The sequence below is a fragment of the Variibacter gotjawalensis genome (assembly GCF_002355335.1).
GTDB lineage: Bacteria > Pseudomonadota > Alphaproteobacteria > Rhizobiales > Xanthobacteraceae > Variibacter > Variibacter gotjawalensis.
Map to the genome: position 1 here is coordinate 3,127,533 of NZ_AP014946.1, position 14,952 is coordinate 3,142,484.

The 14,952-nt window shown below is 61.1% G+C and carries 13 protein-coding genes and 1 tRNA gene; 4 read left to right on the forward strand and 10 right to left on the reverse strand.

The window, feature by feature from the left end:
* Positions 1-61: 61 nt before the first annotated feature.
* The 4 genes from clpX to GJW30_RS15225 form a co-directional block, all read right to left on the reverse strand.
* Positions 62-1,336: an ATP-dependent Clp protease ATP-binding subunit ClpX gene (gene clpX / locus GJW30_RS15210; protein ID WP_096356768.1), complete on the reverse strand. Its 1,275-nt coding sequence runs from the start codon at positions 1,334-1,336 to the stop codon at positions 62-64.
* A 296-nt stretch (positions 1,337-1,632) separates the two neighbouring features.
* Positions 1,633-2,265 (reverse strand): ATP-dependent Clp protease proteolytic subunit, encoded by a 633-nt coding sequence (locus GJW30_RS15215; protein WP_096356770.1) that lies wholly within the window; start codon positions 2,263-2,265, stop codon positions 1,633-1,635.
* Positions 2,266-2,412: 147 nt separating this feature from the next.
* Complete coding sequence (gene tig, locus GJW30_RS15220; protein ID WP_096356772.1) at positions 2,413-3,765, reverse strand: trigger factor; 1,353 nt, start codon at positions 3,763-3,765, stop codon at positions 2,413-2,415.
* Positions 3,766-3,829: 64 nt separating this feature from the next.
* Positions 3,830-3,914: transfer RNA gene (locus GJW30_RS15225), tRNA-Leu, on the reverse strand.
* Between the two features lie 237 nt (positions 3,915-4,151).
* Here GJW30_RS15225 and GJW30_RS15230 point away from each other — a divergent pair.
* The gene (locus GJW30_RS15230) at positions 4,152-5,222 is read left to right on the forward strand and encodes a multicopper oxidase family protein (protein ID WP_165391578.1); all 1,071 of its coding nucleotides are present in this window, start codon (positions 4,152-4,154) and stop codon (positions 5,220-5,222) included.
* 27 nt (positions 5,223-5,249) lie between these two features.
* Here the strand turns inward: GJW30_RS15230 and GJW30_RS15235 are convergent, their stop codons facing one another.
* The gene (locus tag GJW30_RS15235) at positions 5,250-6,722 is read right to left on the reverse strand and encodes an NAD(P)H-hydrate dehydratase (protein ID WP_096358857.1); all 1,473 of its coding nucleotides are present in this window, start codon (positions 6,720-6,722) and stop codon (positions 5,250-5,252) included.
* A gap of 213 nt (positions 6,723-6,935) precedes the next feature.
* Here GJW30_RS15235 and GJW30_RS15240 point away from each other — a divergent pair, with 213 nt between their 5' ends.
* Positions 6,936-7,274: a P-II family nitrogen regulator gene (locus GJW30_RS15240; protein WP_096356777.1), complete on the forward strand. Its 339-nt coding sequence runs from the start codon at positions 6,936-6,938 to the stop codon at positions 7,272-7,274.
* A 53-nt stretch (positions 7,275-7,327) separates the two neighbouring features.
* Positions 7,328-8,740 (forward strand): type I glutamate--ammonia ligase, encoded by a 1,413-nt coding sequence (gene glnA, locus GJW30_RS15245; RefSeq protein ID WP_096356779.1) that lies wholly within the window; start codon positions 7,328-7,330, stop codon positions 8,738-8,740.
* Between the two features lie 134 nt (positions 8,741-8,874).
* Here glnA and GJW30_RS15250 read toward each other — a convergent pair whose 3' ends face one another.
* Complete coding sequence (locus tag GJW30_RS15250; protein WP_096356781.1) at positions 8,875-9,117, reverse strand: hypothetical protein; 243 nt, start codon at positions 9,115-9,117, stop codon at positions 8,875-8,877.
* A 94-nt stretch (positions 9,118-9,211) separates the two neighbouring features.
* Here GJW30_RS15250 and GJW30_RS15255 point away from each other — a divergent pair, with 94 nt between their 5' ends.
* A complete protein-coding gene (locus GJW30_RS15255; RefSeq protein ID WP_096356783.1) occupies positions 9,212-11,188 on the forward strand; it encodes a PhoX family protein in 1,977 nt (658 codons plus the stop codon).
* 9 nt (positions 11,189-11,197) lie between these two features.
* Here GJW30_RS15255 and GJW30_RS15260 read toward each other — a convergent pair whose 3' ends face one another.
* The 4 genes from GJW30_RS15260 to rplM all read right to left on the reverse strand — a co-directional run bounded on the left by GJW30_RS15260 (position 11,198) and on the right by rplM (position 14,856).
* On the reverse strand, positions 11,198-12,424 hold the full coding sequence (locus tag GJW30_RS15260; RefSeq protein WP_096356785.1) for a GGDEF domain-containing protein: 1,227 nt from the start codon (positions 12,422-12,424) through the stop codon (positions 11,198-11,200).
* A gap of 119 nt (positions 12,425-12,543) precedes the next feature.
* Complete coding sequence (locus tag GJW30_RS15265; protein WP_130364511.1) at positions 12,544-13,974, reverse strand: diguanylate cyclase; 1,431 nt, start codon at positions 13,972-13,974, stop codon at positions 12,544-12,546.
* Positions 13,907-14,386 carry a 30S ribosomal protein S9 gene (gene rpsI, locus GJW30_RS15270; protein WP_096356789.1) on the reverse strand — a complete coding sequence of 160 codons (480 nt, stop codon included), beginning with the start codon at positions 14,384-14,386 and terminating at the stop codon, positions 13,907-13,909. Before rpsI ends, GJW30_RS15265 begins: the two co-directional genes overlap by 68 nt.
* Before the next feature lie 2 nt (positions 14,387-14,388).
* Positions 14,389-14,856, reverse strand: a complete 468-nt coding sequence (gene rplM / locus GJW30_RS15275) for a 50S ribosomal protein L13 (RefSeq protein ID WP_096356791.1) — start codon at positions 14,854-14,856, stop codon at positions 14,389-14,391.
* Positions 14,857-14,952: the final 96 nt, after the last annotated feature.

Genomic DNA, 14,952 nt, shown 5'->3' on the forward strand with positions numbered 1-14,952 from the left:
GCAAACGAAAAGGCCGCGATCTGCATCGCGGCCTTTTGCGTTTCTGTCTGAACGCCGCAGGCTAAGCGCTGGCGTTGCCTGCCGCCGCTTCGTTGCCGCGATCTGCGTAGATGTAAAGCGGGCGCGCCGTCGCCTCGACGACTTCTTTCGAGATCACGACTTCCTCAACACCCTCAAGGCTCGGCAGCTCGAACATTGTGTCGAGCAAAATGCCTTCCATGATGGACCGCAGACCACGTGCACCGGTTTTGCGTTCAATCGCCTTGCGCGAGATCGCGCCGAGTGCCTCGTCCGTCATCGTGAGGTCGATGTTCTCCATCTCGAAGAGACGCTGATACTGCTTGACCAGCGCATTCTTCGGCTCGGTCAGGATCTTCTTGAGCGCCGCCTCGTCGAGATCGCCGAGCGTAGCGACAACCGGCAAGCGGCCGACGAATTCCGGGATGAGACCGTACTTGAGCAAATCCTCCGGCTCGACTTCGCGGAAGATTTCGCCGGTGCGGCGATCTTCCGGCGCCGAGACGCGCGCGCCGAAACCGATGGACGTAGATTTACCGCGACCCGAGATGATCTTTTCGAGACCCGAGAAAGCTCCGCCGCAGACGAACAGAATATTCGTCGTGTCGACCTGCAGGAATTCCTGCTGCGGATGCTTGCGGCCACCTTGCGGCGGCACCGAAGCAACCGTGCCTTCCATGATCTTCAGGAGCGCCTGCTGCACGCCCTCACCCGACACATCGCGCGTGATCGACGGGTTGTCGGACTTACGCGAGATCTTGTCGATTTCGTCGATATAGACGATGCCGCGCTGCGCGCGCTCGACATTGTAGTCGGCCGACTGCAGCAGCTTCAGGATGATGTTTTCGACGTCTTCGCCAACGTAGCCGGCTTCGGTCAGCGTCGTCGCGTCAGCCATCGTGAACGGCACGTCGAGGATGCGTGCCAGCGTCTGCGCCAGCAGCGTCTTGCCCGAGCCGGTCGGACCGATCAGGAGAATGTTCGACTTCGCGAGCTCGACGTCGTTGTGCTTGGTCTGATGATTGAGGCGCTTGTAGTGGTTATGCACCGCGACCGAGAGCACGCGCTTGGCGTGGTTCTGGCCGATCACGTAATCGTCGAGGACCTTGCAGATTTCCTTCGGCGTCGGGATGCCGTCCCGCGACTTCACGAGCGAGGATTTGTTTTCCTCGCGGATGATGTCCATGCAGAGTTCGACGCACTCGTCGCAGATGAAAACCGTCGGGCCTGCGATGAGCTTACGAACTTCGTGTTGGCTCTTGCCGCAGAACGAGCAGTACAGAGTGTTCTTGGACTCACTGCCGCCAACTTTGCTCATTCGTGTCTCCGTCTATTTCCGGCGCCGGTCGCGAATCGAAACGCGACACAACCCCAACTTTAATTAGCAGCGCTGCGCTCACAATCCTGGAGCAGTACTAACGCCAAACACCCTACGCGACTGTTACCTCCGAGACTCACAGCGAACCACGATAGTGTCGCGATGATCAAGAAAGCATTAACGATAATTCGGGCCGGTTAAACGGCACTTTTCCGCATGACACTCGATACGCGCCTCAGGCTGACACATCGCATCAGCCTGTGATTGATAAGCAAACCCCGCGCCAACCTGCGCGATTATGGTTTCAGCACGGCAACGTCTTCTGGGCGCTTCTCCAGCACCTTGTCGACGATGCCGAATTCGCGAGCACCTTCGGCAGTCAAAAAGGTATCGCGCTCTAGGGCGTCTTCGATCCTCTTCAGGCTCTGGCCGGTATGCTTGACGTAGATATCGTTCAACCTCTTCTTGAGATTGAGGATTTCCTGCGCGTGCAGCATGATGTCGGTGGCCTGGCCCTGGAAGCCGCCAGACGGCTGGTGGACCATGATCCGAGCGTTTGGCAATGAGAAGCGCATATCCTTTTCGCCGGCCGCAAGCAGAAGCGAGCCCATCGAAGCAGCCTGACCGGTGCAAAGAGTCGCTACAGGCGGGCGGATAAATTGCATCGTGTCATAGATCGCCATGCCGGACGTCACCACGCCACCCGGCGAGTTGATGTACATGCTGATCTCTTTTTTAGGGTTTTCCGCCTCAAGAAACAGCAATTGCGCAACCGCCAGCGACGCCATGCCGTCTTCGACAGGTCCGGTGAGGAAGATGATCCGCTCCTTCAGGAGGCGGGAAAAAATGTCGTAGGCACGCTCGCCCCGGTTGGTCTGTTCGACCACCATCGGGACGAGGTTCATGTAGGTCTCAACCGGATCGCGCATTCATCACCTGAGGGCTGCCCGTCAGAATCGGGCTCACAAAAGCATCGAGGCAACAGATATAGGCTTTTGCCGGATCGGCAAGATCAAGCAACGAACGGCGCATTGTCGCGCCGTCCGGCCGCCTCGTCACGCAACCCAAACGAGCGCTTACGCTTCGTCTTCGTCGACTTTGAAGAGCTCTTCCTTCGAGACTTCCTTCTCGGTCACGGTCGCTAGCTCGAGCAGATAGTCGACAACCTTCTCCTCGAAGATCGGGGCGCGGAGCGTCGCCAGTGCCTGCGGGTTCTTACGGTAGTAGTCCCACACTTGCTGTTCCTGGCCCGGGAACTGGCGCGCGCGATCGACGACAGCGCGGCTCACTTCCTCGTCCGAAACCTGGATCTTCTGCTTGTCGCCGATCTCGGCAAGCACGAGGCCGAGGCGGACGCGGCGTTCCGCGAGCTTGCGGTACTCGTCGCGCGCCTTCTCTTCGGTCGTGTCTTCCTGCTCGAACGTACGGCCCTGCTGCTTGAGGTCGTTCGTCACGGTGTTCCAGACGTTGTTGAACTCGTCCTCGACCAGCGTCGGCGGCAGCTCAAACTTGTGCTTCTCGTCGAGCGCATCAAGCAGCGCGCGCTTGATCTTCGAACGCGATGCGCCGTCGTGCTCGCGCTTGATGCGCTCCTTGATCGCCTCGCGCAGCTTGGCAAGCGACTCCATGCCGAGTTGCTTGGCGAACTCGTCGTCGACAACGAGCGTGCCCGGTGCCTGCACGGCTTTCGCAGTCACTTCGAACGCAGCGGCTTTGCCGGCAAGTTCCGTGTTGCCGTAGTTTTCCGGGAAGGTGACGTTCAGCGTGCGCGTTTCGCCTTCGCCGATCCCGACGAGCTGCGGCTCGAAGCCCGGGATGAACGTGTTCGAACCGATGTCGACCGCGATGTCGTCCGCGGTGCCGCCTTCGAACGGCTTGCCGTCGATCGTACCGACAAACGAGACTTGAACGCGGTCGCCTTCTGCGGCCTTCGCGCCCTCGCCCTTCGGCAGATACGGCTTCTGCTGCGCCGTCAAACGATCGAGTGCCTCGTCGATTTCGCCATCGGCAACAGCGGCAACTTGCTTCTCGAGCTGCACGCCGCGCACGTCTGCAATTTCGATCTTCGGAAGAATTTCGAAAGCGACCGTGTAGTCGAGGTCGCGCTTGCCATCGATCACTTCGGCAACGACAGCTTCTTCGGTCGGCAACGTGACCTTCGGCTCGGTCGCCATGCGGAAGCTGTTGTCGGCGACGATTTTCTGATTGGTCTCGTTGACAGTCGTGTCGATCGCTTCGGCCATCGCCGAGCGCCCATACAGCTTCTTCAGATGCGCGGCCGGCACCTTGCCGGGGCGGAAGCCGTTGATACGGACCTGGCCCTTGAGCTGGTCAAGCTTCGCATCGAGCTTCGTCTCAAGCTCGGCGGCTGGAACAACCACGCGGTACTCGCGCCGCAATCCTTCGGAAACTGTTTCTTGTACCTGCATCGGTCTTTCCAAACTCGTATGAATTTTCCGCGGTGAGCGAACGTCGGCAGCGCGGTCCGCAAATTGGTGCGGGCGGAGGGACTCGAACCCCCACGACTTGCGTCACTGGAACCTAAATCCAGCGCGTCTACCAGTTCCGCCACGCCCGCTTGCGCGCGCCGTTCGCGAGTTGCACACCGCGGTCGGGCGGCGCGGCTTATAGCACGCTGAAGCGGCCAGTCAGCAACTAAATTCACCCGCTTGCGCAAGCCCTTTGACGCGGCCATGGTCGCCGGATGATCGCCCTCCCTTGTCTGTCGGCAAGCCGCCGAGAAATCCTTGCTCTCGGCGCTGCCGGAATGGTTCTCTGGGCCTCCGGGCGCGCTTCTTCGGCACAGGACGCTCCGTTGCGCGCGAAACCGCTCAAAACGGCGATCGACGGGCTCGCTTCCGGTTTCGATGGCGTGTTCCCGGGCCCGGCGTTGAGAGCAACGCGAGGCAAGCCGTTTTCAGCGACGTTTGGGAACGATCTAACGGCACCGGTATCGATCTACTTTCCGGGGTTGCGCAGCGTCCGCGACCCGGTATTGCAGCTTGCGCCTGGGCAAACCGGAACCTTCAGCCTTGCGCCGCGAGATGCCGGAACATTCTGGTATAGGGCACTACCATCGGGACAAGCCGCGAATGGCCTTTGTGGGCTGCTGATCGTGGATGATGGCGTGGCGGTCGACCGCGACGTGCCGCTCGTCATCAACGTAGCCGGCGACAAACGCACGGCTAACGGCCATTCAGGCCGCGAAATCCCGGTTCGCGCGGGTGAACGGGTGCGCCTCCGCATTCTCAACGCCAGCCCCGCCGAGATGATGGCGGTCCGGCTTGATCAGCATGACGTTAACGTCATGGCGCTCGACGGTCATCCGTCGGAGCCATTTATCGCTCGCGACGGCCGCGTCCCTCTAGCACCCGGCAACCGGGCCGATCTGTTCGTGGACATGACCATGCCAGCCGGCACCATCGCTCCCTTGATGGTCGAGACGCTAGCTGGGGCGGCTCAAACCATTTCGCTCAAATACAGTCCGGACGCGCCCGCCAAACCCGCGCCTTCGGGGCCGCCTACAGTTTTACCGCCGAACCCATTGAACAGCCGTATGGAGTTCGGCAGGGCTCAACGAGCGGAGCTAGCGCTCGACCCAGCGTCCCCACCCGCACTGTCCGCCAAGAAGGGCCAGACCGTAATGTTGGCGTTGACGAACAGTACGCCCATCCCGCAAGCCGTGCACATTGGAGGAACGCCGTTCAGGCTTCTGGATTCAATGGACGATGGTTGGAAGCCCTACTGGCTGGACACTGTCGTGGCGCTGCCCCAACGGACGACGCGCATCGCCTTTGTCGCTGAAGCAACCGGATCATGGCCGATCATCAGTCAGCCGTTGCAGCCCGGGGCCGCGGCTTCGATCGGCAGTATCCAGATAAGCTGAGGTTGTGATCAACTTAAACCACACTCTTCAGAGCCGCCCGGTCCCCACAAATCGCTTGAGAATGCTGGGGTAAACATCTGAAATATCGTCAGCTATGAGTCCCACGCCAAAAGCGTTCGCCGCCTCTCCATGCAACCACACGGCCGCGCAAGCGGCTTCGAATCCCGGCATCGATTGCGCGAGCAAGCCGGCCACCGTGCCCGCCAGCACGTCGCCCGAACCCGCCGTCGCCAGCCAGGGCGGCGCGTTGTCATTGATTGCCGCCCGGCCATCCGGCGCGGCAATGACGGTATCGGGACCCTTCAAGACAACGACCGCCCCGCTCTGCCGCGCAGCCTCTCGGGCTCGGTCGGGTTTCGAACCCGGCATCTCGCCGAACAGCCGCGCGAACTCGCCCTCGTGCGGTGTCAGCACCGCAGTCCGCGACTTCCGGATCGTAGACGTTAGGCCCGGCAGGTTATTCACGAAGCTCGTCAGCGCGTCGGCATCGAGCACCATCGCGACGTGAGACTGCGCTGCCGCACGCACCATCTGCCGCATCGCTTGGCCGACCCCGCCGCCCGGTCCGACAACCGCCGCCGTAAACCGTCGATCGCTGAGCATCGCACGGAAAGTTTCCGCATTCGGAACCTCTCGCACCATCACGGCGAGGTTGCTGGCCGTATGCACCACAAGTGCATCCGTCGGGCTCGCGATCGAAACGAGACCCGCGCCGGTGCGCAGCGCCGACCGAGCCGCGAGCCGCGAGGCGCCGGTCGAGGTCAGCCCGCCCGAATGCACCGCGACATGACCACGCGCGTATTTGTGGCCATCGAGGCGCGGCATCGGGAAGTCTCGCGCCCAAAGCGCCGGAAAATTGTGAAACGTCCGCGGCTTAATCTCGGAGAGCACTGTCGCCGGGATCCCGATATCCGTGCACGTGACAGCGCCGCAGTGCACCCGTCCCGGAAACAGCAAATGCCCAGGTTTTAAGCGAAAGAACGTCACGGACGCCGTGGCTTTGACCGCCACCCCCAACTCGGCGCCGCTGTCGCCGGAAATCCCGCTCGGCAGATCGACCGACAGAACCTTCGCGCCGCTTGTATTCATCGCCTGGATCGTTCGCCGCGCCGCGCCGTCGACCGGCCGCGCCAAGCCGGCGCCGAACAGCGCGTCTATAACGAGAGCATCTCCGCTGAAATCGATCGCGTCCGGCGTCAAAACATCGCGACTCCAGCGCTTGGCGGCATCTGCCGCGTCGCCTTTCAGGCGATTTCGCTCGCCGACGAGAAAAACGCGAACACTCCGGCCGCGCTCAGCTAAAAGCCGCGCTGCGACAAACCCGTCGCCGCCATTGTTGCCGGGCCCGCAGACGATCGCGATGCTTCCGGACGGCACCAACGCCTCAGCGGCCTCGGCAACAGCGGCCCCCGCAGCCTCCATCAGGTCGATCCCCGGGGTGCCTGCCGAAATGGCAGCACGATCTGCGCTGTTCATCTCCGCTGTCGTCAGCAGCTCGATCTTCGCCTCTCCAGCCCCATTGTGCATATTATCTAGGCGACTTGATGTGTGAATAGGCAGCGCGTACGGTACTGGTCGCCTGTCAGAGCGCCAAACTGCGAAATCGCGCAGCAAATCCGGCGATTATCCTGGCGGGATTTTGGCACGAGACCTGCAAACGCTTCGCCTGCCTTCACCGGCGGCGTTGCTGGCTGAAGCGAGAGAGTGGAGCGCATGAAGAAGATCGAGGCCATTATTAAGCCCTTCAAGCTCGACGAGGTGAAGGAAGCGCTGCAAGAGATCGGACTGCAAGGCATTACGGTCATTGAAGCCAAAGGCTTCGGTCGCCAGAAGGGTCACACCGAACTCTATCGCGGTGCCGAATACGTTGTCGATTTCCTCCCCAAAGTGAAGATCGAGATTGTGATCGGCGACGACATGCTCGACAAAGCCGTCGACGCCATCCGGCGCGCGGCCCAGACCGGCCGCATCGGCGACGGCAAAATCTTCATCTCCAATATTGAAGAAGCTATCCGCATCCGCACCGGCGAGTCCGGCGTAGACGCGATCTAAGTCACCTTCCTCCAACCCCTCCCATCGAACATCAAACAGGGAATACGCCCACGATGACGAAGTCCGCCAAAGACGTCCTGAAACTCATCAAGGACCAAGACGTGAAGTACGTCGACCTCCGCTTCACTGACCCGCGCGGCAAGTGGCAGCACGTGACGTTCGACATCAGCATGATCGACGAAGACATCTTCGCGGAAGGCACGATGTTCGACGGCTCGTCAATTGCTGGCTGGAAGGCGATCAACGAATCCGACATGTGCTTGATGCCGGATCCGGCAACGGCTTGCATCGACCCGTTCTTCGCCGAGACAACGTTGGTGATCACCTGCGACGTTCTCGAGCCGACCACGGGCGAGCCCTACAACCGCGATCCGCGCGGCATCGCCAAGAAGGCCGAAGCTCTCGTCAAGGCTTGGGGCATCGGCGACACCGTCTACGTCGGTCCGGAAGCCGAATTCTTCATCTTCGACGACGTCAAGTTCTCGGCCGAGCCGTACAAGACCGGCTTCAAGCTCGACTCGGTCGAACTGCCGACCAACTCGGACACCGATTACGAAGGCGGCAACCTCGGCCACCGCGTCGGCACCAAGAAGGGCTACTTCCCGGTTCCGCCGCAGGACTCCGCGCAGGACATGCGCACCGAGATGCTCGGCGCGATGGCTCGCATGGGCGCTCAAGTCGAAAAGCACCACCACGAAGTGGCGTCCGCGCAGCATGAGCTGGGTCTGAAGTTCAACCCGCTCACCTACATGGCCGACCACATGCAGATCTATAAGTACTGCGTGCACCAGGTCGCCAACATCTACGGCAAGACCGCAACCTTTATGCCGAAGCCGATCTACGGCGACAACGGCTCGGGCATGCACGTCCACCAGTCGATCTGGAAGGGTGGCAAGCCGACCTTTGCGGGCAACAAGTACAACGATCTTTCGGAAACCTGCCTCTGGTACATCGGCGGCATCATCAAGCACGCCAAAGCACTGAACGCTTTCACCAACCCGTCGACCAACTCGTACAAGCGTCTGGTCCCGGGCTACGAAGCGCCGGTGTTGCTGGCCTACTCGGCGCGTAACCGGTCGGCTTCGTGCCGTATTCCTTTTACGACGTCGCCGAAGGCAAAGCGCGTTGAAGTCCGCTTCCCGGATCCGGTTGCGAACCCGTATCTCGCCTTCGCCTCGATGCTGATGGCCGGCCTCGACGGCATCAAGAACAAGATCGATCCGGGTCCGGCAATGGACAAGGACCTTTACGATCTGCCGCCGAAGGAGCTCAAGAAGATTCCGACGGTCTGCGGCTCGCTGCGTGAAGCGCTCCAATCGCTCGATAAGGACCGCGGCTTCCTTAAGGCCGGCGAAGTGTTCGATGACGATTTCATCGACGCTTACATCGAGCTCAAGATGACGGAAGTCGCGCGCTTCGAAATGACGCCGCACCCGGTCGAGTTTGAGATGTACTACTCGGCGTAAGCCGTTCGGATCCAACATCAAGTCGAGGGCGTCTTTCGGGGCGCCCTCTTCTTTTGTGCATTGAAGTCGAAGACAGGACGCGATTGATCAGCCGCGAACCACGGCTCGATCGCATTTCTTCGGAATATCAAGGGTCAAATAAGGAGGAAAACGAGTGTCAGGGCGGCAACGCCGCTTCCGAGCATCAGCCAGCCGACGATGGCCTCGCGATGCTGCGGACGACCGTACTTTCCTTGAGCGCGCCGCTCCGCAATGAGATCGGCCTCATATTCTTCGGAGGTCGAAAAACTGCAGGCCAACGCGTATCCGGCTCGTTCGGCCGCAGTGCGCAGCTTTTGCTCGGTAAGGTCTTGCTCGCGGGGTGCCACAGTATCCATGTGAAAAGCATGGCAGCTTAGTTTAAACAGAGCGTTGACGTCATCGGCCCGTCACATCTGCGGTGTTTCTCCCGTCCATTGCGGAGAATGGAATATGAGCAATCTGATTGACAACCTGAGCCGGATGCAGGCCTTCGAGCGCTCGCACGAGAACGGCTCGAACCCCACTCAGAACCCGATTTTCTCCGACGTCCTCGACACGCGTCTCAGCCGTCGCGGTATCCTCGCGGGCTCGCTTGCGCTGCTGGCCGCGGGCACAGCCGACGCCGCGCCCAAGGCAAAGTCCACTAAGGCTACGACGCCACCGCCGTTCCGCTTCAAGGAAGTCGCTGCCGGCATCGACGAGCGCCATCACGTCGCCGAAGGCTACGACGCCCACGTCCTTATCCGTTGGGGCGACCCAGTGATGCCCGGCGCGCCGAAGTTTGACCCTGAGAAGCAGACCGCAGCCGCGCAGCGTCTCCAGTTCGGCTACAACCCCGACTTCCTCGGCTACTTCCCGCTTCCGGGATCGAAGCCGAGCGATCACGGCTTGCTCACAGCCAATCAGGAATACACCAACGAAGAGTTGATGTTCCCGGGCCTCGGTCGCCAAGACCGCAAGGCGACGTTCTTGGGCATGACGCGCGAACTCGTCGACATCGAAATGGCGGCGCACGGCGGCACTGTGATCGAGGTGCGCAAAACCAAAGGCCGCTGGGAGGTCGTCCAGAATTCAAAATACGCGCGCCGCATTACCGCCGACACGCCGATGACGATCAGCGGCCCGGCTGCCGGCCACGAGCGCATGCGCACAACGGCCGATCCGGAAGGCCGCACGGTTCTCGGCATGCTCGGCAATTGCGCCGGCGGCATCACGCCGTGGGGAACGTGGCTATCCGGCGAAGAAAACGTCCACGGCTACTTCACCGGCAAGCTCGCCGAAGGTCATCCCGAAACTGCAAACTATAAGCGATTTGGCATGCCGGGCGGCGGCTTCATCTGGGGCCGCTACCACGATCGCTTCGACGTCTCGAAAGATCCGAACGAGCCGAACCGCTTCGGTTGGGTCGTCGAGATCAATCCGTACGATCCGAAATCGCAGCCGAAGAAGCGCACTGCGCTCGGCCGCACCAAGCACGAAGGCGCGGCCGGCATCATCAATCGCGATAGCCGCTACGTTGTGTACCTCGGCGACGACGAGCGCTTCGAATACGTCTATCGTTTCGTCACGCGTGATCGCATCGATCACGAGAATCCGGCGGCGAATGCGGACATTCTCGATAACGGCATTCTCTCCGTTGCGCGCTACGACGCCGACGGCACGATCACGTGGCTCCCGCTGATTTTCGGACAGGGCCCGCTGACGGAAGCCAACGGCTTCAAGTCGCAAGGCGATGTGCTCATCGAAACGCGCCGCGCAGCCGATCTTCTTGGCGCAACCAAGATGGATCGTCCGGAAGACATCGAGGCGAACCCGGTGACGCAACATGTCTACGTCATGCTGACCAACAACGTGCGCCGCACCGCCGAGCAAGTCAGTCCTGCGAATCCGCGTCCCGATAACAAATTCGGTCACATCGTCGAGATGCTGCCGCCGGACGGCGATCACGCCGCGGATAAGTTCACCTGGAACATCCTGCTCCGTTGCGGCGATCCATCGATCGCGGAAGTCGGCGCAACCTTCAATCCTGAAACGACGAAAGATGGCTGGTTCGGCATGCCGGACAATTGCGCCGTCGATCACATGGGCCGCCTTTGGATCGCGACCGACGGCAACTCGGCGGCCCGAACGGGCCGCGCCGACGGCGTGTGGGCGCTGGAAACCCAAGGCGAGAAACGCGCGACCGGCAAACTGTTCTTCCGCTGCCCGGCCGGTGCGGAGCTTTGCGGACCAATGTTCACGCCGAGCGACGAGACGCTGTTCGTCGCGGTTCAACATCCGGGCGAAGCCGACGACGAAGACCCGAACGCCCAGCCGGCGACCTACGAGAAGCCGGCAACGCGTTGGCCGGACTTCAACCCGGCAATGCCCCCTCGCCCATCCATCGTCGCAATCACGCGGCGAGGCGGCGGCAAGATCGGAACGTAAGCTCGGAAATTAAGCGGCGCGCGGTTGCGTAACCGGCGGGGCTTCGATGATGACGTCGACGCTCGCGACACGGACGCAATTGCGCCCCGCTTCCTTCGCGACATAAAGCGCACGGTCTGCGTCTGCGAGCAGCGTGATGAGTTTCGCATTGCGCGCCGCGAACGACACGCCGGCGCTCAGCGTTGCGCCGACAAGCTCGCCTTCAACTTCGATCGCTTCGCGCTGGAACATGAAGCGAAGCTGTTCGGCAACGACGGTCGCCTCATGCGGCGAAAGTCCCGGCAGCACGATCGCGAATTCTTCACCGCCCAACCGCCCGACGATGTCGATATCGCGCAGCATCTTGCGCGCCGTTGCGGCGAACCGTTGCAGCACACTGTCACCGACAAGATGGCCGAAGCAGTCGTTGATCCGTTTGAACGAGTCGAGGTCGATCAGGATGACCGCAGCTGTCGTCCCACTCCGGTTGATCTCTTGCAGCACCGCCTCGCTCTCGTCGAGAAACGCGCGGCGGGTGAAAAGTTGCGTTAGCGAGTCCGTGCGCGATTTGTGGCGATAGCTGAGCTCCATGCGCTCCTTCGCCATCGCGAGCACATTGCAGCCCATCACCACAATGTAGATCAGCGAAACCACGGACACGAGGCCGAACCACGACGAGCCTCTGAATAGCAGCGGAGCAGTCGGCAGGTCGACGAATTGCAGCATCGGAATGCGTGAGAGCAGCGCGGCGGCATAGACCAAGCTTGCAACAATCGCAGGCCAGCGCGAGACGAGATGCTCGCTACGGCCACGCCAGAACTCCGAAGCGCCAAGCGCGATGAAAGTCGACATCACGGCCGACATAATGACGATCCGCACCGGGACGCTGTCGGCAACGAGTGGGACTTGGCAGATCGCGATCCAGCCAAGCGCCGCCGCGATAATGGTCCCCGTCCGAACAGGGCGGCCTTCGAAGCTACGGGCCCCGCACCAGGATGCGCCGCATGCCAGAATGACCAAGGCATTCGCAACTTCGATGGATAAGACGTTCGGAATGCTTCCGCGGAGCGCGAGAAGCAGCGTACCGGTGCCACCGAGGAAATAGCTGACGGCCCACCAAGCCAGGATCTTGTGCGATCGCGCGCGCCACCAGCTGATCATCAGCAGGACTGCCAACAGCGTCGTCAGCAGCATCGTGACGAGGGTTAGCGTCTGGATATGGAGAAACGAATTCTGCACGAACGAGGATCCAGCCATTCCCGGCAGAGTTGCACGAAGAGTGCTTATTCCCCATTAACGGCACACCCTGTTTTTCGGCTTAACAGGACCGGGCAACTTTAAAGTAAATAGAGCGCAAAGTTTCGCGCCGAAGCCGACTAAGCTGCTGCGGAATGGGCGTTTTCGCCTTGGTCCGCGTGAATCTCCACCTGTGCGACACGGACAATATTTCGGCCGCTTTCTTTGGCTGCATAAAGGGCCCGGTCGGCATCGGCCATCAAAGTCAGAAGCTTGGCATTGCCATGCATGGTTGAAACGCCCGCGCTCAAGGTCGCTTCGACCGCCTGGCCATCGACGATTCGCGCATTCGCATCGAACGTCTGCCGCAGACGTTCCGCATAGCCGGCAGCCTGGTCCGCCGGTTGATGCAACAGGACCGCGAATTCCTCGCCGCCGACCCGGCCGACGAGGCTTCGCGCCGGCAACTCGGCCGTAGCTGTTTGAGCCAGCGCCTGCAGAACCAGGTCGCCGACGAGATGACCGAACCGGTCATTGACCTGCTTGAAGCGGTCGAGGTCCACGAGAACTATCGAGATCGGCATCGCAGCCGCGTTCGCTTGTTCGACCCCGGCCTCGGCCTCATCGAGGAATGCGCCGCGATTGAGCAGCTGCGTCAGCGCGTCCGTGCGCGCTTGGTGACGATAAGCCAGCTCGCTGCGCTCCTTGGTCATCGCCAAAATGTTGCACGCCATGATCACGATGTAGACGAAGCCCAGCATCGCGACGATCGTCAGCGAACCCTGCAAGTCCGACGGTGGCTTGTTCGCGCCAAACTCGACGAAAATCAGGAAGGGCACGCGCACGAACAGCATGATTCCGAGCGCTGCCATCGTAATGATCGCAGGCCATCGCGAAATCAAAGGCTCCCTGCGGCCGCGCCAGAATTCGTAGGCACCCGCGAGCAGAAATCCACCAATCCCGATCGACACGATTGCCATGCGGATCGGCGGATTCATCCCGATCGCGGGCACGAGATACAGGGCGAGCCAGATAGCTAGCGGCGTAAACGCCCACCAAGCCTCATACGAACGCCCTTCGAAGCGGCGCGCTGCAATCCAGGCACACGCGCCCGCAACGATGAACAGCCCATTGGACAACCCGAAGGGGAAGATCGGCGGCAACAAGCTGCGCATTGCAAGGAGCGGGATCGCGATCAGCAAGACCAAATAACTTCCGCCCCACCACGCCAAGGCGCGATGCTCCGGTGCTTGCCGCCAAGCGGCAAACAGGAGCCCGGCCAGCAGAAATGTGCTGAGCCCCGCGGCAAGAAAGAGGGTCGGCAAGTCGAGCAAAAGCGTCCTCGAGAACACGCGATATCCGAGGCGCCCATATGCGAGGCAAGCGCTTAAACCTAAGCGTGTAAGACGGCTAAACTCTTCTGAAAATTTGATCCAAATTTGGCCATCTAAATCGCAAAAGGGCGCCCAGTGGGCGCCCTTTGTAACGACGATCGTAGAAAGCTTAGCGCTTCGAGAACTGGAAGGAGCGGCGGGCTTTCGCGCGACCGTACTTCTTACGTTCGACGACACGCGAGTCGCGCGTCAGGAAGCCTTCCTTCTTGAGCACGCCACGTAGATCCGGCTCGTAGTTGGTCAGCGCCTTTGAGAGGCCGTGACGCACAGCGCCCGCTTGACCCGAAAGACCACCGCCCGACACCGTGCAGATGACATCGTACTGGCCATTGCGGTTGGCGAGAACCAGCGGCTGCTGGATCAGCATGCGCAGCACCGGGCGTGCGAAATACGTCTCGAGCGTGCGGTCGTTGATAACGATCTTGCCGGCACCCGGCTTCACCCAAACGCGAGCGACAGCGTCTTTGCGCTTGCCGGTTGCGTAGGCACGGCCCTGCGGATCGATCTTCTGAACGTACTTCGGTGCCTCGTCGGCAGCCGTCGTCTTGAGCGAGCCCAAGCCTTCGAGCGATTGAACGGTCTCAGCCACTGTTAGGCCCTCCGGGTATTTTTGCGGTTCATCGAAGCAACGTCGAGAGCCTCGGGCTGCTGCGCTTCGTGCGGGTGCGACGTACCCTTGTAGACGCGCAGATTGCCGAGCTGGCGACGGCCGAGCGGACCGCGCGGAAGCATACGCTCCACGGCCTTCTCGACGATGCGCTCCGGGAAGCGGCCATTGAGGATGAAATCGGCGCGGCGCTCTTTGATGCCGCCAATGAAGCCGGTGTGATGGTGATAGACCTTCTGCTGCAGCTTGCGGCCGGTCAGAACCACCTTCTCGGCGTTGATGACGATGATGTTGTCGCCGTCGTCGACGTGCGGGGTGTAGCTAGCCTTGTGCTTGCCGCGCAGGCGCATGGCGATGATGGTTGCGAGGCGGCCGACGACGAGACCCTGCCCGTCGATCACGAACCACTTCTTCTCCACCTCGGCCGGTTTGGTCGAACGTGTTTGGAGCATGGGTGTCGAAATCCGAATGATTGAGGCCGCTTCTGCGACCGCTGGCGCGCTTCTATAGAGCGGCCGGAAATGCGTCAATAGCGATCTACATAAGAT